Source organism: Parajatrophihabitans canadensis, from assembly GCF_053764775.1.
On the sequence record NZ_CM132445.1, the window covers coordinates 103,921 to 122,666 of the forward strand.

Here is an 18,746-nt window from a genome sequence, read left to right on the forward strand (position 1 = left end):
AAGCATGCCGCGAGGTTTGGCGGATGATTCGGGTGCGCCTCAGCTCTGCCTCAGGCTCGCTCAGGCTGTGCACAGGGGTCGCGAACCATGCTGGGCGCCATGAGTGACCTTTCAACATCTTCGAACGTGCCCCGGTCGGGCGCGACTTCGCGACGTCGGGCGCTGCGCTGGCTCGTACCCGTCGGTGCGGTCGGTGTGGTTGCCCTCATCGCCAGCGGAGTCCTCTCCGCTGGCGCGAATCCGAACCTGGCACCACAGACCTCAGCCCAACTGCTCGCCTCGGTTGGCGACGCCAAGCTTTCAGGCTTCTCCGGCACAGTCATCGAGAAGGCGTCGCTGGGACTGCCGGAGCTGCCGAACATCGCGGGCCCGGGCGGCAGTTCGAGCAGCGGTTTGCTGGGCATGCTGACCGGCTCCCACACCGTTCGCGTCTGGTACGGCGGCGAGACCGAGCAGCGCCTGGCCTTGGTGGACTCGCTCGGCGAGCAGGATGTGTTCCGCAACGGGCGTGATCTGTGGCAGTGGGACTCCGAAAGCCGGATCGCCACCCACACTCTCCTGCCGACCGACGCCGCCAAAATAAATGGCGCGCCCGCGGAACAGACTCCGTATGTGAGTCCGTCCGATGCGGCCGCCCGCGCGCTGGCGTTGATCGACCCGTCTACAACCGTCACGACCGAGGCCACCGAGGTGGTCGCCGGACGGTCGGCCTACACGCTGGTCCTCACGCCTAAGGACGGACGCTCGCGCGTGGGGTCGGTGCGCATCTCGGTGGACGGAAAGACCAAGGTGCCACTGCGGGTGGTGGTGACTGCTCGCGGATCCAACCAAGCGGCCATCGACGTGGGCTTCACCCAGGTACGATTTGCCGCACCGGATCAGGACAACTTCACCTTCAAACCAGCTGCGGGAGTCACCATCAAAGAGTCTCCGGCGCCCGCGGCCATAAGCCCCGGAGCCAAAGCGGGCAACGCACCCGTGCCTGCCGGGGCGGGCTACACGGTCATCGGCTCGGGCTGGACTTCAGTGGCGAAGCTGACCGGCGTGCCTTCGTTGTCGGCTTTGACCCGAGACAGCGGCGAGGTCGGGCCCTTGATCGGTGGGTTGCCAGCGGTCTCGGGGACGTGGGGCAGCGGACATCTGTTCACTTCCTCGCTGATCTCAGCGCTCTTGACCAACGACGGCCGTGCCTACGTTGGCGCTGTTGATCCCGAGGTGCTCTACCAAGCTGCTTCACGAGGATGACACTTTCTGCCGCGACCAGCGGGGCCCGGTTGCCTGCCCAGGCAGACCCTAGGGGGGCGACCGGCCCGCTGGTCATCGAAACCACGGGCTTGACCAAGCGGTTTCGCAGCGGCCAGGTCGCGGTGAATCACATTGATCTCGCCGTCCCGGCGGGCGCGGTCTACGGTTTCTTAGGGCCGAACGGATCGGGCAAGACGACCACGATCCGGATGCTGCTCGGTTTGGTCTTCGCGACCGAGGGCACCATTTCATTGTTAGGTGAAGACATTCCCGCCCAAACGGGACGGGCCTTGCCGTGGGTCGGCTCACTGGTCGAGGGGCCAGCCTTTCACCCGTACCTGTCCGGCCGGGTGAATCTGGCCCGGCTTGACGCGGCCGATCTGACTGCCACCAGACGCAATTCCCGCCAGCGGATCGATCAGGCCCTGGAGCGGGTCGGATTGACCGCCGCCGCCGGGAAGCGATACCGCAACTATTCGTTGGGCATGCGGCAACGGCTGGGTATCGCCGCCGCGTTGCTGCAGCCACGCCGGCTACTGATTCTGGACGAGCCGACGAACGGCCTCGACCCGCAAGGCACGCGTGAGGTCCGGCATCTGGTGACCGAGCTGGCTCACGACGGAACCACCGTGTTCGTGTCGTCCCATCTGCTCAGCGAGGTCGAGCAAGTCTGCACCCACGTGGGCGTGATGCGGACCGGGTCGCTGGTCTGGCAAGGATCGATGGCGCAGCTGGCGACGCAGCAAAAGGTTCGGGTAACCGTCGAGACCGCGGACTCCACTGTCGCGAAGAGCGTCCTTGCCGACCTCGGCTTGTCTGAGATCACCGAGGAGCCTGGCGCCGCGTCAGCCGTTTTGGGGAGCCAAGCCCCCGAAGCGGTGGTGGCGGCGTTGGTCGGCGCCGGAGTCGGCGTGCGCGGTTTCGGGGTGGCCAAGCCCAATCTCGAGGACATTTTCGTGCAATTGACCGGGGAGGGTTTCGATGTCAGCGGCTGAAGTCGAATCGCTGCCCGCCAACGGTCGATCGCCTGGGCTGTCGGTCGCGGGCCGGGTGCCCGCGAGGTCGATGCTCGGAGGCCGCTTGCTCGCGACCGAGATCACGCTGCTGCTCCGGCGCCGCCGCAACCAACTGATACTGGTGGCGCTGGCGGCCATTCCGATCATCATCGGCGTCGCCGTCAAGCTGACCAACGACTCCGGCGAAGGCGGCTTGATCGGCAACATCACTGACAACGGGATCTTCGTATCGTTCACGGCATTGGTCGTCGTCATCCCGATCTTCCTGCCGATGGCCGTCTCGGTCGTCGTGGGCGAGACGATTGCCGGTGAGGCCGGCAGCGGAACCTTGCGTTATCTGCTCACGGTCCCGGTCGGGCGTACTCGACTGCTGGTGGTGAAGTTTCTCGCGGTCGCCTGCTGGTGCTTGTTGATTGCCGGCATCGTTGCGCTGGCTGGTTTGGCGATCGGTTTTGCCCTGTTCCCGGCAGGCAAAGTCATCTTGCTGTCCGGCACCCAGACCTCTCTGATCGGCGGCCTGGGGCGTCTGGTCCTGGTCGTCGGGTACGCCGCCCTGATGATGCTCGCAGTTTCCGCGGTGGGTTTGTTCATCTCCACCCTGACCGAGGTGTCGATTGCGGCGATGGCCGCCACCCTCGGCGTTGCCATCACGATGCAGGTGCTCGTGGCGGTGCCTCAGCTGCATGCCCTGCGTCCGTGGCTGATCAGCAACTACTTCCTCGATTTCGATGACGTGTTGCGCGACCCGTTGACCTTCGGTGGTCTGGGACGCGGCGCCGTCGCTGCGCTGGCCTACATCGCAATCTTCTTCTCGCTGGCATGGGCCCGCTTCACGAGCAAGGACGTGACGAGCTAAGTGACTGTGCCGCACGCTGCTGACCACCACGATCTGATCCGGGTGCACGGCGCTCGGGTGAACAACCTCAAGGACATCAGCCTCGAGATCCCGAAGCGCCGCCTGACGGTGTTCACCGGCGTCTCCGGATCGGGCAAGAGCTCGCTGGTGTTCGGCACGATTGCGGCAGAGTCCCAGCGGTTGATCAACGAGACGTACAGCTCGTTCGTGCAAGGTTTCATGCCGACGTTGGCGCGGCCCGAGGTCGATGTACTCGCGGGCTTGACGACCGCGATCATCGTCGACCAGCAGCGGATGGGTTCGGACCCGCGCTCCACGGTCGGCACGGCGACCGATGCGAATGCGATGTTGCGGATTCTGTTCAGCCGGCTCGGCAAGCCACACATCGGCTCGCCCCAGGCGTTCTCGTTCAACGTTGCCTCGATCTCGGGCGCCGGGGCGGTCACCCTTCAGCGCGGTGGCACCACCACCAAGGAGCGACGGAGTTTCAGCATCACCGGCGGTATGTGCCCACGTTGTGAGGGCCGTGGGGCGGTGAACGACATCGATCTCACGGCGCTGTACGACGACAGCTTGTCGCTCAACGAGGGTGCGCTTACCATCCCCGGTTACAGCATGGACGGCTGGTTCGGACGCATCTTCAACGGCTGCGGTTTCTTCGACCCGGACAAGCCGATCCGCACTTTCACCAAGCGCGAGCTGCGCGATCTGCTCTACAAGGAGCCGACCAAGATCAAGGTCGACGGCATCAATCTCACCTACGAGGGGCTGATTCCCAAGATCCAGAAGTCGATGCTGTCCAAAGACGTCGACGCGATGCAACCACACATCCGCGCTTTCGTGGAGCGTGCGGTGACCTTCATGACGTGCCCCGAATGCGGCGGAACCCGCCTCAGCGAGGCCGCTCGCTCCTCGAAGATCAAGCGAATGAACATCGCCGATGCTTGCGTGATGCAGATCAGCGACCTCGCCGACTGGGTCCGTGGTCTGGCGGAGCCGTCGGTGGCGCCGTTGCTGACCTCGCTGCAGAAAACCCTCGACTCGTTCGTCGAGATCGGGCTGGGCTATCTCAGCCTCGACCGAGCGGCGGGGACGCTTTCTGGCGGCGAGGCGCAGCGCGTGAAGATGATCCGCCACTTGGGCTCCTCGCTCACCGACGTGACTTACGTCTTCGACGAACCCACCATCGGGCTGCACCCGCACGACATTCAGCGGATGAACGGCCTGTTGCTGCGACTGCGGGACAAGGGCAACACCGTGCTCGTCGTGGAGCACAAGCCCGAGACCATCGATATCGCTGACCACGCGGTCGACCTCGGCCCCGGCGCCGGCAGTGCCGGTGGCGAGGTGGTGTTCGAGGGAACCGTGGCAGGGTTGCGGGCCAGTGGCAGCCTCACCGGCAGGCACCTGGACGATCGGGCCACTTTGAAGCCTTCGGTGCGGACATCGTCGGGACTACTCGAGGTCCGCGGTGCGAACGCCCACAATCTCCAGGACGTAGCTGTCGACATCCCGCTCGGCGTCCTGGTGGTCATCACGGGCGTCGCCGGATCGGGCAAGAGCTCGCTGATTCGCGGCTCGGTGTCGGGGCGCGACAATGTGGTGTCGGTGGACCAGGCCCCGATTCGCGGCTCGCGGCGCAGCAACCCTGCGACGTATACCGGGCTGCTCGACCCGATTCGCAAGGCGTTCGCGAAGGCCAACGGCGTGAAGCCGGCCCTGTTCAGCGCAAACTCCGAGGGCGCCTGCCCTAACTGCAACGGCGCGGGCGTCATCTATACCGACCTGGCGATGATGGCTGGCGTCGCCACGGTTTGCGAGGTGTGCGACGGCAAGCGGTTCCTCGCTGAAGTCCTCGACTACAAGCTCGGCGGTAAGAATCTCGGAAAGGACATCAGCGAGGTGCTCGCGATGCCGGTCACCGAGGCCGAGGAATTCTTCAGCTCCGGCGAGGCGAACACCCCGGCCGCCCACAAGATTCTCAGCCGCCTTCGCGATGTCGGCCTCGGTTACCTCAGCCTTGGCCAGCCGCTCACGACGCTCTCGGGAGGCGAACGGCAGCGACTCAAGCTGGCGGCCCAAATGGCCGACAAGGGCGACGTCTACGTCCTGGACGAGCCGACCGCCGGCCTGCACCTGGCCGATGTGGAACAGCTGCTGGGACTGCTCGACCGGCTCGTCGATTCAGGTAAGTCGGTGATCGTCATCGAGCATCATCAGGCGGTCATGGCGCACGCAGACTGGATCATCGACCTCGGCCCGGGTGCTGGCCACGACGGCGGCCAGATCGTCTTCGAGGGCACACCGGCCGATCTCGTCGGGGCACGTTCGACTCTCACGGGCGAGCACCTGGCCGATTACGTCAGCGTGTCCTGACCCAACTCAGTTACGTACTGGCTCAGCCAACGTCGGGGGAGTCGCCGTACTCGTCGGCCGCGCGCCGTTGGCGTAACACCGTCCAGCACTGATCCAGCTGACGCTCGAGGTTCTCCAGCCGAAGTCGCTCATCGTTGTTCAGGCCGATGCCGGTGTGCGTGGAGCGCAGGTGTTTCTCCTCAGCCACGAGGTCGTGGATCTGCTGCAGAATTGGGTCCTCGGTCTGGTGCGACATTGTCATCCTCTCCCAGGTTGTCCCGTTCTTGGTTCAGTGGCTCGCCGGACACCGTGAACGCTACGACGACTGCCCCCAGCAGGAGAATGACCACGCAAATTCCCACCGCGACCCGGTAGCCGTGACTCATTATCTCCGGGATCTGATACCCGTCGCCGGTGATTCCCGCAAGCGGTGGTAGCACCGCAACGGCCAGCAGAGCGGCGGACCGGGCGACGGCGTTGTTGACTCCGGACGCAACCCCGACCTCATCGATGGGAACGGAGCTCATCACCGTTGAGGTGAGCGGAGCAACCACGAGCGCCATGCCCAGTCCGAATACCAGGACGCCCGGCAAGACATCGGTCAGGTAGTTGTGATGATCCACATCGATCCGCGCGGTCAGTGCAATACCTACCGCGGCAATGACTGGTCCGACCGTCATCGGCAGTCGCGGTCCGATCCGAGCGGCGAGCGCGCCGGCCCGGGGCGACAGGAACAGCAAGAGGAGGGTGCTGGGCAACAAGCTCAACCCCGCTGCCAGCGGGCCGTAGCCGCCGGTCACCTGCAAGTTCAACACCAACAGGAAGAAGACGGCGCCGAGTGATCCGTACGTCGTGAACGTCATCAGATTGGCGCCGGTGAAGTTCGGATTTCGGAACAACCGCGGCGGCAGCAGCGGGTATTCGCGCCGAGCCTCGACCATCACGAAGATCGCCATGATCACGAAACCGCCAAGGGTCGCGGCGACAGCCGTGGTGGCCCAGCCGGTATCGCCGGCCAACGTGGTGCCGTACGTGAGACCACCCAGGCCAAGCGCGATGAGGATGGTCCCGGTGAGATCGAGCGGTCCCTCCTCTTCAGCGCTACGGGATTCGGGTACGAAGCGGAGGCAGAGATAGATGGCGATGGCGGCCAGTGGGACGTTGATGCCGAAGGCCCACCGCCAGGACGCGTGCTCGACCAGATAGCCGCCGAGCAGCGGCCCGAGAGCGGTTGCGACGCCGCTCATGCCGGACCAGATTCCGACCGCGCGACCGGTGTCCGACGGCGCGAACGAAGCCTGGATGAGTGACAACGAACCCGGCGTCAGCAACGCGCCGCCGACACCCTGCAGAACGCGGGCCGCAATGAGGAAGTGGATGCTGGGTGCGACCGCGCACAGCACCGATGCGCTGGCGAACCACACCATGCCGATCAGGTAGACCCGGCGACGGCCGAAGCGGTCACCGAGTGACCCGCCGAGCAGGATCAGGCTGGCCAGTGCCAACGCGTAGCCGTTGAGCACCCATTGCAGGCTGGCGAAGGAGGCATCGAACTCGGTGCCGATGCGCTTGGCGGCGACGTTGGCGATGGTTCCGTCGAGAAAGACCATGCCGCTGCCGAGAATGGTGGTGGCGAGGGCCCCTCGTCCGTGCTTGGTCTTGATGAGCAGCAGGGAGTCCGACGGCATGACCCCAGCATTGCAGGTTAAGCGCTTCATGGCTGCCCTGCGTATGTCGGCTCGGCTCGTCGCTGCCGCCCTCGAGGGCCATGTTTGTCGCCTGCTGGGTGGCGACACTGTCGACTCTGACAGAATCTATGGACTGCGCCTTCGGGTGCACGCTGGAGGGCTCGCATAGTGGCCGAGTGCGGCGGTCTTGAAAACCGCTTCAGGTTTACCCCTGACGTGGGTTCGAATCCCACGCCCTCCGCAAAAACGCATGTGGTCCCCGCGGGGACTATCGCTTTGGCGGGCTCTGGGATGAGGATGTTGTCCTAGCCAAGGGAGCGTGGGGTCGAGATGCCGTGGTTTCCGGACTTCGCCAGTGCTGTGGAGTTGGCCCGTAGGCAGACTCGCGCCGCCGGACAAGCAGACCCCGTCGGGTTGTACTTCGCCGCGCTGGAGCGGGGTGATACCCGCGACCTGGAGACAGTGTGGCCGGGCAAGGTGGTCGTCTTCGATCCTCGCGCAGGCGAGATTCGCGGTCGCAAACAACTGCGACAGTTCGTGATGCGAAATCAAGCGTGGCTGGCCGATCGTCAAGCCAGGATAGAAACGGTGGCAGCAACGTCTGGGGGCGGACGGGCAGTAGTCGAGATGCTGGCCTACTTGACCGACGGCACCCAAGAAGTGGCCTGGCCGGTGGCCGTCGTAGCCGAGTCCCCGGACGACCGATCCGTGGTGTTCCGTACCTACTGCAGCCAGTGGCCGGTCGATGGCCTGCGCCACCTCCGGCCCCCGATACTCAAGGCCAGGGCCGTCCGCGTCGACGGCGTCATCGGCCGCTACCAAGCTGCGCTGGACGCCGGTGATGCCGAAGCGATATTGGGAACCTTCGCGCCGGACGGGTACTACCGCGAGCCGATCGGCCCGCATTACATCCACCGTGGCCCCGACGAGATGCGCGACTACTTCACCCGCTGCTTCAGCGCCGGCGGCGGTATCAGTCAGCAGGATTGCGTCGCGACCGACGACGGCGTGCGCTGCGCGCTGGAATACAACTGCGTCCGCTGGGGCCGGCACGCACTCGAACCCCAAGCCGGGCTGGCGGTCTACGAGCGAGGCCCGGACGGCTTGCTGTCCGCAGTCCGCGTTTACGACGATGTGGAAGCACCCGTTTAGGAGCCCTTGATCGGACGATCCTGACTTCACGACACCGTATGAGGAGGAATGATGACTACAGCCCCCACCACCTCTCTGCGCGAGCCGGCACTCGCCGGACAGACCGTCGTCTTGATCGGCGGCAGCGCGGGCATCGGGTTCGAAACTGCTCGACGCGCACTGGTTGAAGGCGCCGAGGTCGTCCTCACCGGTCGTGACCCTGATCGCCTCAAACGGGCGGCAGCGGAGGTCGGGACGCAGCGCACCGCGGCCTTCGACGCCTACGACTCGGCCGCCCTGAAGCGGTTCTTCGAGGACCAGCCAACAGTCGACCATGTGTTGGTTACCGCAGGCGGCCCGAGCTACGGCGCGCTGCTCGAGATGGACTCAGACCAGGTACGCGACGCCCTCAGCGATCACGTGGTACTCGGCCTCGACGTTGCTCGCTACGCCGCCGGCAAGATGCGACCCGGCGGCACCCTTCTGCTCATGGGCGGTACCGGCGGCCGCCGGGTCGGTCGCGGACTCGGGATAGCCTCGGCCGCGACTGCCGCGCTGCCTCCGTTCACCGCGGCCCTCGCCCTCGAGCTAGCTCCGGTCAGGGTCAACCTCATCGCTGCGGGCTTCGTCGATACGCCGTTGTCAGCGTCGCTGCTCGGAGATCAACTCGATGAACGCCGCGAGGAGCTGCGGAAAACACTCCCGATCGGACGTGTCGTCACCCCCGCAGACGTGGCGGCATTGGCCATCCACCTCATGATCAACACCGCTCTCACCGGCGCGACGTACGACATCGACGGTGGTCAGCAATTCGCCTTCTGAGAACCGCTAGTCGACCGGGGCGCTCAGTTGCGGGCGCTCGACCAGCGAACCGGGCCCGTCGAAGTGCCACCATTCCCCGGAGTACACGACGATTCCGCCGGCATTCATCGCTGCCCGGAGCAGGGCGCGGTTAGCCTGGGCCTGAGCGCTGACCCCGTCCGTCGCGAACGCGTGCGCACGCGCGGTGAAGTCGTCGAAACCGGTGCCCATGTCGAGCAGGCAGTGATGTTGGACCTGCTGCGCCGCCGGGCATGCGGGGTTGCTGGCCGCTTTCGCAAGAGTGACATCAACCGAACGGGCCGCCTCGTGGCTGGTGGCATACGGCCCTGGCCGGGCGACCCAATCGGGATCGGGGACGATCTCGAACATGTGCACCTGAACGGCATGGGGTCGGTAACAATCCCAGAAAACGAGCAGGTCACCCTGACTGCGGAGCTGCGCGGCCGCTGTCGTCAGACCTGGAGCCATGGACTGGTGCACGAGGCAACGGGCGTCGGCCGGGTACAGCACGACTCCGACGAAGTTGTTGCTTGTGGCGTAGCGCAGATCGATGATCGCGTCCGGAATGATCGTCCGGACGTCGATCAGTCCGTCCGCGCGCGCCAGGGCTGAGACCGGTGGTATCGGCGCTGGGGCCGTGGTCGCTTTGCGGGAAACTGTCGGCCGGGCGGCCGTGCTGCTTTTAGTGCGGGTCGGCGTGCTGGGGGTGGCCGAGACCGAACTGGATGCCGGAGAACTGGACGGCACTGCGCGGTTCGACGCACTCGGCGCGGACACGCTAGGTGCCGGAGCGGCGGTGCAGCTCGCGCAGGCGCCCGCGCAGACCGCGGCAAGGATAAGCACAAGAACCCGCCGTCGGAACGCGACCATCGCAACATCCTCCCTGGTCGACCAGGTGGGACGGCAGTCAGGTCGCCGCGACGAACTCTCCGACGAGCCGGGCGAACTCCGCCGGCTGGTCCAGGGGGATCAGCGTGTAGCTGTCGTCCACCTCGATGAGCTTGGCTTGCGGGATGAGTTCTGCCAGCCGGCGCCCGTGCTCGGGCGGCATGACGCGGTCCGCGCTGGCCCACACGATGAGAGCCGGCCGGTCGAAGCTCGGCAAGGACTCGGCAGCGATGAGCAGTAGGTCGGTGTCTTGGCCGGCCGCCCGCAACATCCGGACGGTGTCGCGCCGGATCTCGGCCTGCGTCAACACCGGCTTCAGCCATCGCGCGGTGGCGGCATCGCCCCGCTTCGTCAGCCAGCCGAACGCGATCGGAAGGCGCCGGACCAACCGCAGCCGCATCTGCTGCATGAACAGGCCGAACATGCGCGGCGATAACTTGCCGGTGAATAACAACGTCTTGCCGGTCAGCCCCGGGGGGAAGTTGTCGAACGCGTCGCACGAGGCCAGCACGACCCGGCGAACGCGTTCGGGCCGATCACGCATCAGCAACTGGACGAGCGCCCCACCGGTGTCATTTCCGACCAGCGTGACGTCGTGCAGATCGAGGCGCTCGAGAAACTCTGCGACCATCCCGGCGATGCCGGGCAGTGACAAGTCTGCTTCGGCATGCATCGCGCGACGATGTGCGCCGAGCGGCAGCGTGGGAGCGAGGCATCGATAATCGCCGGACAATTCGGCTATCGGGCCGTCCCACAGCGAGGCATCCATCATCAAGCCGTGCAACAGCACGAGGGTCGGTCCATCGCCGCCAGAGTCCCCGTATTCGATGGTGCCGGCTGACAGGTCGATGTCCATGCGGACCTCCAAGTGGACCAGTCGTTCGCTTGAAAGAAGTGAACCACGTGGTTCGCAAGTTGTCCATGCGATAAGCGGGCTACGCGATACAGCCGACTACTCGGTCGCCTCTTCGCGATCCAGCGCGCGCTTGAGGGCCTGAAATCCCGCGGCGATCCCGTCGGTATCGCCACTGGTCCGCGCGTCCACCAGAAAACCCCGGAGCACCGCGAGGATCATCTCGGAAACCTCGAGCTTGCGCTGGTCTGACCAGTGCGGTGGGCAGATGGACAGCAGCGCTGGTAGATACTGCTTGGACGCCCCGCGGCCCAGCTCGGCGTGCCGGCCCGGGTCATACATCGCCAAGCCAATGGCCTGATCGAGCACGCGCGCCTCTTCACCCACGAGAATCGGCCACAGCGCAGCTACTCGATCCGCGAGTGGCCGACCGGGCGGCCCATCGGTCGCGGCAAGCAACGATTTTTCGATGCGCCTGGCCCGGAGCTGGCGGATCGCTTGTTCCAGCAAGTCATCGGCACTGTCGAAGTGATAGAGCAAAACCTTGTGGGTGGTACCGGCCGCCCGCGCCGCGCGCCGGAGCGAGAAATCCACTAGGCCGTTCACGGCGAGATCGTCGGTGACCTGATCCAGCAGCTCGCGACGCCTCGCCTCTCCGCGAGGTGACCCCACCGATCGTCGGTAACCGGCACGCTCCTCCGAGCCGTGCTGCCCGGCGGAACCTCCAGCGGCAGCATCCATGCTCAGCCGACCTCACACAGTGAATGCACGAGCGAAAGATAGCGCCACTTAGTGCATCAAGCGACGAATTCAAACGCCCGGACGGTCATGTCATGCAGCACTGGTCCGCCGAAGGTCGTCGCCATCGCCACATCAGAGGCGTCCCGGCCTCGTCCGATCACCACTCGGCCCTTGCGGCGGGAGTTGTTGCGCGGATCGAATGTCCACCAACGATCTGCGAGCCAGACCTCCATCCAGGCGGCGAAGTCCATCGGGGCTGGATCCAGCGGCACATCCATATCAGGTAGGTAACCGAAGACATAGCGGGCCGGGATGTTCAGCGCGCGGCAGAACGATATCGCCAGATGTGTGAAGTCACGACACACGCCGAAGCGACTGGCGTTGACGTCGGCAGCTGTCGACTGAGCGGTCGAACTGCCATAGCGAAACGTGAGGTGACCGTTCACGTGGTCGCAGATAGCCTGCACCCGCGGGTAACCCGGTGATCTGGCACCGAACCGTTCCCAGGCCTCGTTGCCCAGAACATCAGGTAGGCAATAGCGACTCGGTAGCGTGTAGATCAGAACATCGTCGGGCAGCCCGTCCGGCCCGATCTCAGCCGCAGCTTGATCGGCATCTTCGACGGTGTCGGGCACGTCGAGGTCTGCCTGGTAGGTGAAGGTCGAGCGTCCGGCGGGCAATACCAGCCGGGTGCAGGGATTTCCGTACAGATCCTTGTAGCTACGTAGCCGCATGCTCGGTTGGGACGTCCACGCCTCGGATCGGCGGAAGATGCCCGCGGCCTCCGCCGGCTGGACCTGGAAGATGGCCGGTGTCGCCACCTCGGCGTCATAGGTGAAATCACACCCCACCACCAACCGACGCGAGTCCATCGACCCATGCTGTCAGCGAAATGTTTCTACCGACACCCGCCACTCTGCGCCTTGGCGCATCAGGCGCTAGGGCATGACCTCGTGCAGGCACAGGACGTTGCCGTCAGGATCTGCGAACCAGGCCGCTTTCTGCGACCCCAGCACGCATACGTGATCGACCGTTTTCAAGCCAGGCAGGTCGTAATCGGCGAAGACCACACCCCGTTGCTCGAGATCGCTGATCTCGCTGGCGATGTCCGGAACCTCGAACGACAGCTCGGTTCGTCCGGTCGGCTCCGCGTCGGTTCCCGGCATCAGCGCCAGGCCCGACCCTGCTCCGACAGAGAAGATCTCCTGTCCTTCGGCGTTCGTGCCAAGGTAGGCAAGGCCAAGTCGGTCGCGGTAGAACTCGACCGCAGCTGAACCGTCTTTGACCTGCAGAATCGTGGTGATGACCGCTTGCGAGAGCATGCCGACCTCCGTGCGTGATTCCTCCTGCGAGCAGGGTGCACCCAAGCTCTCCCAACCACAAGTGTCATTCGCGGGCGCGCCAGGGGTCATTTGCGGGCACGCCAGGGGTTATGTGACCGCCGTGACGACGAACGCCGTTAGATCACCTTCGATCGGGCCGCTGCCCAGACGCGCGACGATGTCATCGGAGAGCGCCTGCGTCAGCTGCTCGAGAGAACCCCGCTCGGCCAGCTCGAATCGGAGCGGAGTGCCCATTGCGAAACCCCTGGCCAGATCCCTGGCCGACGGGCAAGTGCCGCGCAACACCACCCGTTCCAGGCCGCGCAGGCGCAGGCCACCGGCCTCGAGATCTGACGTGATCTGCTCGGCGTCGGCGTAACCGTACGGGACTCGGACGAGGAAACTCGGCGTATCGACCGGCAGAACCGCCGCTAGGCTCTCGACCATTGCCGCCGCGAAATCCGAATATTCGACAACATCCCAAACGGTGAACATCATCGTGCCGCCCGGCGACAAGACCCGCGCCGCCTCCGCGAAGGCCGCCTGCTTGTTCGGAAAGAACATGACGCCGAACTGGCACACGACCAGGTCGAAGAAACCATCGACAAAGTCGAGGTCCTGGGCGTCGGCCTGGCGCCAGGTCGCGCCGGGCACCCGCGGCTGCGCCAACGCCACCATCGAGGGGTTCAGGTCCGTGGCGATGATCTCTAGATCGGGCAGGGCTTTCACGAGTTCTGCCGTCGCGATTCCGGTGCCGGCGGCGAGTTCGAGTAACCGGCGGGGTACGGCTGACAGGTCCGATGATTGCTCCGAGTTCGCGGACGCGGCGGCGCTGGTCAGCGCAGCGAGCCGATGCGCGAAGGGCTCGAAGAGCGCCGGCCCGAGGTAGCGGTCATAAAGCTCGGGCATGCTGCCCACCCAGCGATCGTCCGTACTCATCGCATCCTCACTCATTGAACCTCACTCATTGAAGAGGTGTGACTCATTTGAAGGAGTGTGCTCGGGGACCTGTTCAGAGGACGTTCAACCCGCCGTCACCTGGTGATGGGCATGCCGACGGCCGGACCCAGAAGGCTTCCGATTTGTAAGGCTGGCGACCGATTTGCGGCGACTGGCGTTAGTTGTTCGAAAGGGACACTTTGATGACTGAAATATCTGACAGCTCTGCGGCGCCCAGCGGTATGACCCGCCGCCGGCTTCTCGGTTCCGCCGCCGCCATCGGCGGCGTCGCGGCGGCCTCGTTGGCGCTGCCCCCCAACATCAGCAAAGCGATTGCCTCACCCCGTCCTCGCGGCGGCAGCCTGAAGGACGTCAAGCACGTCGTCATGCTCATGCAGGAGAACCGCAGCTTCGACCACTACTACGGCGCGATGTCCGGTGTGCGCGGCTTCGCAGACCCGCATATGCAACGCCTGCCCAATGGCCGCTCGGTGCTGTACCAGCCGGACCCGTCGAATCCATCGGGTTACCTGCTGCCTTACCGGCTGAACACGAAGATCAGCGCCGCGCAGGCGATTCCCTCGACGAGCCACGAGTGGTCTGTCCAGCACTCGGCCTGGAACGGCGGCAAGATGGACAACTGGCTGCCCGCCCACATCGCAGCCGACGGTGCCACCAACGGGCCGTACACCATGGGGTACTTCACCCGCGATGACATCCCGTTCCAATACGCACTCGCTGAGGCATTCACCATCCTGGACGGCTACCACTGCTCGGTTATGGGCCCGACCGCGCCGAACCGTCACATGTGGATGTCGGGCACGATCGACCCCAACGGCCTGGCTGGTGGCCCGTCGCTGACCACGAGCGGTCCTGACAATCAGTTCAACTGGACGACCTACCCCGAGCGGCTGGAACAGGCCGGCGTCAGCTGGAAGATCTACCGCCAGCCGGGTGGTCTCACCGGTGCCGCGGCGATCAGCAAATGGACCAAGTTCGGCAGCGCCAAGCCGGGTGATCCTTTGTATGACAAGGGAATGGCTGTTCAGCCGCTGGGTCAGTTTGAGTACGACGCGATGAACGATCAGCTGCCCACGGTCAGCTGGATCCTTCCTCCGTCGGGCTTTGACGAACACCCCGCAGCGCTTCCGGCGGCTGGCGCAACCTTCGTTGCCGGCAAGATCGACGCCGTAGCGGCTAACCCCGAGGTGTGGGCCAAGACCGCCTTCATCCTCTCCTACGACGAGAACGATGGATTGTTCGACCACGTCGTGCCTCCGACGCCGAAGATGGGCACCCCAGACGAGTTCGTGTTCAAGACCTCGAACACCGGCGTCGACGGCGCAGGATTGCCGGTGGGCCTCGGATTCCGGGTCCCCGCCATCATCGTTTCACCTTGGACAGTGGGCGGTTGGGTTTGCTCGGAGACTTTCGACCACACCTCACAGCTTCGCTTCTTGGAGCACGTCACCGGTGTCAAGGAGACAAATATCAGTGACTGGCGGCGCAAGAACGTCGGCGACCTGACGTCGGCCTTCCGCTTCAATTCCGCGAATGAACACCCACCGGTATTGCCTGACACGATCGGTGACTACAACCTCGCGCAGTTCGAAGCGTCTCAGTTGCCGCTGCCGACCGTGCCGGGCACCAAGCAGAGCGTTCCGCGTCAGGAGCCGGGTCACCGCCCCCAGGTGGGCTAGTTTCCCCTGCTGTTCACTTGGTTCGGGCCCCGCCGCCTTGCTCGGCTTCGGCGGTCGCCTTGGCGGCATCGATCGGCTCACGGCCGACGGGCTGGCTCGGCGGCGGGGTCATCGGCACCACATTCGTGATCGGCAGAGTGACAGGTTCGGTAGCGGTCACCGTGAACGGTTTGCCCTCGTGTACGAGTTGCAACCGAGCGTCGGCACCGTCATCGAGCGTGTAGACGGCGGTGCCCGGACGCACCTCCACGCGCAACCGAACATCATGCCAGCGCACCGTGAACGCCAGTCGGTCGATGCCTTTGGGCAGCTGCGGCCTGAAGGAAAGCTGGCCGTCGTGGTCACGCATTCCGCCGAAGCCGGCAACGAGAGCCAGCCAGGCACCGGCGAGCGAGGCGATGTGTAGCCCGTCCCGGGTGTTGTTCTCGAGGTCGTACAAGTCCATCAGCGCAGCCTCGGCGAGATAGGCGTGCGCCAGGTCCAGGTGGCCGACCTCGGCGGCGATGATCGCCTGGGTGCAGGCTGACAGCGACGAGTCACGCACGGTCAATCCTTCGTAATACGCGAAGGCACGGGCCTTTTGGCCGGCGTCGAAGTGATTGCCGCACCAGTGCAGGGCGAGTACGAGATCGGCTTGCTTGATTACCTGCTTGCGGTAGAGCCCGAAGTACGGGACGTGCAGCAACAGCGGGTAGCGGCCCTCGTCCAAGGCTTGTTGGAACGGAAACTGGTCGTGCTGGTTGAAGTTGCGATCCTGAGCGGGAATGTCGCGTTCGTCATCGTAGGACACGGCCATCACGCGGGCGGCATCTTCCCATAGCGCCGTCTCATCGGGCGTGACGTCGAGGTCATCGGCCTCGTTGGGATGGCGTCGCACGACCTCCGCTGCACAGCTGAGATTCTCCTTGGCCATCAAGTTCGTGTACGTGTTGTCATCTACGTCTGCGCTGTATTCGTCCGGGCCGGTGACGCCGTCGATGTGAAAGCGGTCATCGTGGCCGTGGTAGCCGAGCGAGATCCACAGCCTGGCAGTTTCCACCAACAACGGCAGGGCAACCTCACGCTCGAACTTCTCGTCGCCAGTCCATCGAACATGCCGCATCGCAGAGACCGCGATGTCGGCGTTGATGTGCATAGCCGCCGTGCCGGCCGGCCAGTAGCCCGAGCACTCCTGTCCCCTGATGGTGCGCCAGGCGAAGGCGGCGCCGTCCAAGTGCAAGGTCCTGGCACGCTCGCGGGCCAGGTCGATCGTGGAGAGCCGCCAGCGCAGCGCGTCAGCAGTGGCTTGAGGCGCGGTGGCTGTCAGGACAGGCAGGACGAAACTCTCGGTATCCCAGAACGCATGCCCGTCATAGCCCGGGCCGGTAAGGCCTTTGGCCGCGATCGCACGACCCTCAGCTCGAGTCGCGGCCTGAAAGAGATGGAAGAGGGCGAAGCGTATTGCCTGCTGGATAGCCGGATCCCCATCGAGCTCGACGTCGGCGCCCTGCCAGAACACGTCCAAAGCCTTGCGTTGTTCGCTGACCAGCTCCTGCCAGCCGGTGTGGATGACCGCGGTGAGTGCCGCCTCGACCTGGTCACGTAACGCCGACAGCGAACGCTGGCTCGACCAGCCGTAGGAGACGAACTTCGTCAGGCCAATCCGCTGGCCAGGTTGCAACTCGGCACCGAGCGTCACCCTCGCCCAGTCCTTGTCGACCGCGAGTTCGGTGCTGTGCCGATGGGTAGTGTCGATGATGTGATCCATCGCCACCGCGAGCCGCAACTGGCTCGCCCGCGTCCGGTGGGCGAGCAGGGCCCGCAGATTGACGCCGCTGCTGTCTTCGAATTCCAGCGATCGACCCAGCAACGACGCGACGCGAGGATCGCCGGACTGCGGAGGCACCTCTTCGTTGGCGACCAGTTCGGACTGGATGACGACCCGGGTTGCTTCGATCGCCTCGACCTCATAGTGGATGGCGACGATCGCCCGTTGCGTGAGAGACACCATCCGTGTCGAGCGCACCCGGATTGTTCGTCTCGACGGCGATGTCCATTCGACTACCCGGTGCAGCAGCCCGGCGCGCAGGTCGAGAATCCGCTCGTGATGCTTGATCTCGCCGTAGCGGAGGTCAAAGGGTTCGTCGTCGACGAGCAGTCGGATCAGTTTGCCGTCGGTCACGTTCACGACGGTCTGACCCGACTCGGGATAGCCATAGCCGGCCTCGGCGTAGGGCAGGGGGCGAGACTCGAAGAACGAGTTCAGGTAAGTGCCTGGTAACGCTGAAGGATCACCCTCGTCGAGGTTGCCGCGGATCCCGATATGCCCGTTGGACAAGGCGAATAGGGATTCTGACTGCGACAGCAGGGCCGGGTCGGTGCCGAGTTCGCGCAGCTGCCAAGGCTCGACGGGGTAGCGGTCCTGCCGGATCACGAGGCGTCCAACAATTCGGCGAGATCCGCCACGACAACCGAGGCGCCATTTCGCAGGAGCTCGTCGCCATGGGCGGCGTCGAGCCGATTCACGCCGACCACGTAACCGAAATTCCCCGCGTGCCCTGCCTGAACGCCGGCCACCGCGTCCTCGAAGACCGCGGCATGTGCGGGGTCTACCCCGGCGAGTGCGGCCCCAGCGAGAAAGGAGTCTGGTGCCGGTTTACCTTTGAGGTGGCGCTGCAGCAGGGTATTGCCGTCGATCTGGCCTTGTATGTATTGGGCAAGCCCGGTCACCTGCAGCACGTCGGTGGTGTTTGCGCTTGAAGACACGACATATCGGGGTAGCTCGGCATCGCGTGCGGCCTGCAGATATCGTCGCGAGCCCTCATAGACCCGCACCCCGTCCTCGTGAATCTTCTTGAGTAGCAACTCGTTCTTGCGATTTCCTACCCCGTAGACAGTTTGACTGGTGGGTGGATCATCCGGACTGCCCTCGGGCAGTTCTATGCCGCGCGAGGTCAGAAAGTCCCGGACACCGTCCGCGCGCGGTTTGCCGTCGACGTAGTCGTCGTAGTCGTGCGCGGTGAATGGTTCGAAGCTCGCGCTGTCGGGAGCCGCGGCGGCGTTCGCGCGCTGGCGGAGCAGCTCGTCGAAGGTTTGCTTCCAGGCCGCGCTGTGCACCGAGGCGGTGTCGGTGAGAACACCGTCCAGGTCGAACAAGCAGGCCGTGATCGCTTCGGGTAGCCCAAGCACGGGAACCTCCGACTCTCGTTAC

Annotated in this window: 18 protein-coding genes and 1 tRNA gene; 9 read left to right on the forward strand and 10 right to left on the reverse strand. The window is 64.9% G+C overall.

Going from position 1 to position 18,746, the window contains the following annotated elements:
• The first annotated feature begins 99 nt into the window (after positions 1-99).
• From ACSMXN_RS00440 to ACSMXN_RS00455, 4 genes are read left to right on the forward strand one after another with little or no spacing between them, the layout of a single operon-like run.
• Positions 100-1,245, forward strand: coding sequence for a LolA-like protein (locus ACSMXN_RS00440; protein ID WP_196811415.1), 1,146 nt, complete (start codon positions 100-102; stop codon positions 1,243-1,245).
• Complete coding sequence (locus tag ACSMXN_RS00445) at positions 1,242-2,240, forward strand: ABC transporter ATP-binding protein (protein ID WP_022915033.1); 999 nt, start codon at positions 1,242-1,244, stop codon at positions 2,238-2,240. The genes ACSMXN_RS00440 and ACSMXN_RS00445 overlap by 4 nt, the downstream gene beginning before the upstream one ends.
• The gene (locus ACSMXN_RS00450; RefSeq protein ID WP_022915032.1) at positions 2,227-3,117 is read left to right on the forward strand and encodes an ABC transporter permease; all 891 of its coding nucleotides are present in this window, start codon (positions 2,227-2,229) and stop codon (positions 3,115-3,117) included. The genes ACSMXN_RS00445 and ACSMXN_RS00450 overlap by 14 nt, the downstream gene beginning before the upstream one ends.
• Entirely contained in the window at positions 3,118-5,493 is a 2,376-nt protein-coding gene (locus tag ACSMXN_RS00455) for an excinuclease ABC subunit UvrA (protein WP_022915031.1), read from the forward strand.
• 22 nt (positions 5,494-5,515) lie between these two features.
• Here ACSMXN_RS00455 and ACSMXN_RS00460 read toward each other — a convergent pair whose 3' ends face one another.
• A complete protein-coding gene (locus ACSMXN_RS00460) occupies positions 5,516-5,680 on the reverse strand; it encodes a DUF2630 family protein (RefSeq protein ID WP_455407662.1) in 165 nt (54 codons plus the stop codon).
• Entirely contained in the window at positions 5,673-7,160 is a 1,488-nt protein-coding gene (locus tag ACSMXN_RS00465; RefSeq protein ID WP_022915029.1) for an MFS transporter, read from the reverse strand. Before ACSMXN_RS00465 ends, ACSMXN_RS00460 begins: the two co-directional genes overlap by 8 nt.
• On the opposite strand from ACSMXN_RS00465, the gene ACSMXN_RS00470 reads away from it, so the two are divergent.
• The 4 genes from ACSMXN_RS00470 (at position 7,159) to ACSMXN_RS00485 (ending at position 9,113) form a co-directional block, all read left to right on the forward strand.
• Positions 7,159-7,329 (forward strand): hypothetical protein, encoded by a 171-nt coding sequence (locus ACSMXN_RS00470; protein WP_155958510.1) that lies wholly within the window; start codon positions 7,159-7,161, stop codon positions 7,327-7,329. The two genes, ACSMXN_RS00465 and ACSMXN_RS00470, sit on opposite strands and share 2 nt — an antisense overlap.
• A tRNA-Ser gene (locus tag ACSMXN_RS00475) sits at positions 7,315-7,401 on the forward strand. Before ACSMXN_RS00470 ends, ACSMXN_RS00475 begins: the two co-directional genes overlap by 15 nt.
• Positions 7,402-7,490: 89 nt before the next feature.
• Positions 7,491-8,312, forward strand: a complete 822-nt coding sequence (locus ACSMXN_RS00480; protein ID WP_022915028.1) for a nuclear transport factor 2 family protein — start codon at positions 7,491-7,493, stop codon at positions 8,310-8,312.
• A gap of 51 nt (positions 8,313-8,363) precedes the next feature.
• Positions 8,364-9,113 carry an SDR family oxidoreductase gene (locus tag ACSMXN_RS00485; protein WP_155958509.1) on the forward strand — a complete coding sequence of 250 codons (750 nt, stop codon included), beginning with the start codon at positions 8,364-8,366 and terminating at the stop codon, positions 9,111-9,113.
• A 6-nt stretch (positions 9,114-9,119) separates the two neighbouring features.
• Here ACSMXN_RS00485 and ACSMXN_RS00490 read toward each other — a convergent pair whose 3' ends face one another.
• The 6 genes from ACSMXN_RS00490 to ACSMXN_RS00515 form a co-directional block, all read right to left on the reverse strand.
• Complete coding sequence (locus ACSMXN_RS00490) at positions 9,120-9,983, reverse strand: M15 family metallopeptidase (protein WP_022915026.1); 864 nt, start codon at positions 9,981-9,983, stop codon at positions 9,120-9,122.
• A gap of 37 nt (positions 9,984-10,020) precedes the next feature.
• Positions 10,021-10,857: an alpha/beta fold hydrolase gene (locus ACSMXN_RS00495; protein WP_022915025.1), complete on the reverse strand. Its 837-nt coding sequence runs from the start codon at positions 10,855-10,857 to the stop codon at positions 10,021-10,023.
• A gap of 96 nt (positions 10,858-10,953) precedes the next feature.
• On the reverse strand, positions 10,954-11,595 hold the full coding sequence (locus ACSMXN_RS00500; RefSeq protein ID WP_022915024.1) for a TetR/AcrR family transcriptional regulator: 642 nt from the start codon (positions 11,593-11,595) through the stop codon (positions 10,954-10,956).
• A 56-nt stretch (positions 11,596-11,651) separates the two neighbouring features.
• Positions 11,652-12,467, reverse strand: coding sequence for a transglutaminase-like domain-containing protein (locus tag ACSMXN_RS00505; RefSeq protein WP_022915023.1), 816 nt, complete (start codon positions 12,465-12,467; stop codon positions 11,652-11,654).
• A gap of 66 nt (positions 12,468-12,533) precedes the next feature.
• Complete coding sequence (locus ACSMXN_RS00510; RefSeq protein ID WP_022915022.1) at positions 12,534-12,917, reverse strand: VOC family protein; 384 nt, start codon at positions 12,915-12,917, stop codon at positions 12,534-12,536.
• Positions 12,918-13,025: 108 nt separating this feature from the next.
• On the reverse strand, positions 13,026-13,871 hold the full coding sequence (locus ACSMXN_RS00515; RefSeq protein WP_022915021.1) for a class I SAM-dependent methyltransferase: 846 nt from the start codon (positions 13,869-13,871) through the stop codon (positions 13,026-13,028).
• 227 nt (positions 13,872-14,098) lie between these two features.
• On the opposite strand from ACSMXN_RS00515, the gene ACSMXN_RS00520 reads away from it, so the two are divergent.
• Positions 14,099-15,556: an alkaline phosphatase family protein gene (locus ACSMXN_RS00520; protein ID WP_022915020.1), complete on the forward strand. Its 1,458-nt coding sequence runs from the start codon at positions 14,099-14,101 to the stop codon at positions 15,554-15,556.
• Between the two features lie 13 nt (positions 15,557-15,569).
• Here the strand turns inward: ACSMXN_RS00520 and ACSMXN_RS00525 are convergent, their stop codons facing one another.
• Positions 15,570-17,969 (reverse strand): glycosyl hydrolase family 65 protein, encoded by a 2,400-nt coding sequence (locus ACSMXN_RS00525; protein WP_022915019.1) that lies wholly within the window; start codon positions 17,967-17,969, stop codon positions 15,570-15,572.
• The gene (locus ACSMXN_RS00530; protein ID WP_022915018.1) at positions 17,966-18,724 is read right to left on the reverse strand and encodes a beta-phosphoglucomutase family hydrolase; all 759 of its coding nucleotides are present in this window, start codon (positions 18,722-18,724) and stop codon (positions 17,966-17,968) included. The genes ACSMXN_RS00525 and ACSMXN_RS00530 overlap by 4 nt, the downstream gene beginning before the upstream one ends.
• Between the last annotated feature and the right edge of the window lie 22 nt (positions 18,725-18,746).